1 protein-coding gene is annotated in these 1493 nt (G+C 56.7%); it reads right to left on the bottom strand.

Features of this window, described 5'->3' with window-relative positions; all coding sequences use genetic code 11:
• Positions 1-1493 (bottom strand): putative Ig domain-containing protein (locus KP814_RS32480; protein WP_253938812.1); only part of this gene is annotated, 1493 nt, incomplete at both ends.

Raw genomic sequence — 1493 nt, 5'->3', positions numbered from 1 at the left:
TCGTACTGACCGTTAAGCAGCAACGTGGGATCAAAGGTGGCGATTTTGGCCTCGCTTACATTTTCACCGCCTTGAGCAATCACTTGCCAGGCCTGCTGTCCTCGTGGCGAAAGCATGACTTTATAAAGCGCCAGGTTCGCATCCTGCACTGAGCCAATCACATCCGTCGGCGCAGTGATGGTCGCATCCAGAGTAGGCGCACTTAAACTCACCAGGGGCGCGTTCTCGTCAGCAGCGTCGCGAACGGCGTAGCGCGCGGTTTCAATCACCGTATCCACACCATCCGTCACGCCAACTTCGATGGTATGTACGCCAATGGTCTCTGCGTTAACGATCACTTGACCGAAATCGCCCATTGCCGTCTCCACCCCATCCAGCCACAAGGCGATAGTTGGTGCACTTTGACCGCCATCCACAAACACGTTGATGGAAAGGGTATCGCCGGGATTAACGAATTCGGGGGAGACAATGACCGTCGCCGTCAGGGGCTTAACTTTCTGAGTGACGTTAATGCTATAGCTCTGCAGTGAACGTCCGGCGCCATCTTCCGCATAGACAACCACGTCCTGGATGCCAACCTGATCAGCCCCCGGCGTCCAGCGCAGCGCGCCGTCGGCGGCGACAGACATGCCGACAGGCCCAGACATCAGGCCATATGACAGCACATCGCCATCCGCGTCCGTCGCTTGTATCTGATAGCTGTACTCCCGGTCAACCGACGCCTGATCGAAGGGACGACTGATGATAACGGGATACACATTCGCATCATTCGCCGCAACCACCTGCAACGTAAAGCGCTGCACAACACGCGCCCGGCTATCGCTAACGATCACCGTGATCTGGTATTGGCCTTGCTGCTCTACTGATGCCGTCCAGCGAATGGCTCCCAGGTCATTAATCACCATACCGTCTGGCGCATTTTCCAACTGATAAATCAGCGTATCGCCATCCGCATCGCGAGCGGTTACCTCGTAAATATATTCCACGCCAATGCGAGCGGGAGAATTGGGAATGCTATCAATGACCGGCGCAGTATTCGGCGCCAAGGGATCGTTCACAACCACCCCAAACGTCTGCACAAAGGCCGCTCCTCGGGCGTCTTCAGCCCTCAGAATGACCTCATGCGCCTGACCGACCTGCGCCAGAGAGGGCGTCCAAGTAATCACGCCATCAGCCAGAGTCATGCCATTAGGCGATTGACTCAAACTCAGAGTAACCGCATCGCCATCTTGGTCCACCGCTCTAATAACGTAGACATAACTATCGTTCGCCGCCGCGCTCAAAGGCGGCGCACTGGTAATCGCCGGCGCGTGATTCGCCCCTTGGTTGACGGGCAAGTTCAGGCTCTGCGTTGCGTAGCCGCCCTTACGATCATGCACTTCAATCTCAGCGCGCGCGGTCTTACCGGCCCACTCCGCAGAAGGACGCCACGTGAATAGCCCTGTGTCGGAGATAGTCATGCCCTCTTCGGAAGCCAACAGGCGATAATCGAA

The organism is Hahella sp. HN01, from assembly GCF_018986435.1.
Classification (GTDB): domain Bacteria; phylum Pseudomonadota; class Gammaproteobacteria; order Pseudomonadales; family Oleiphilaceae; genus Hahella.
The sequence above is the reverse complement of the archived record's forward strand: the minus strand, read 5'-3'. Positions and strand labels throughout refer to the sequence as shown.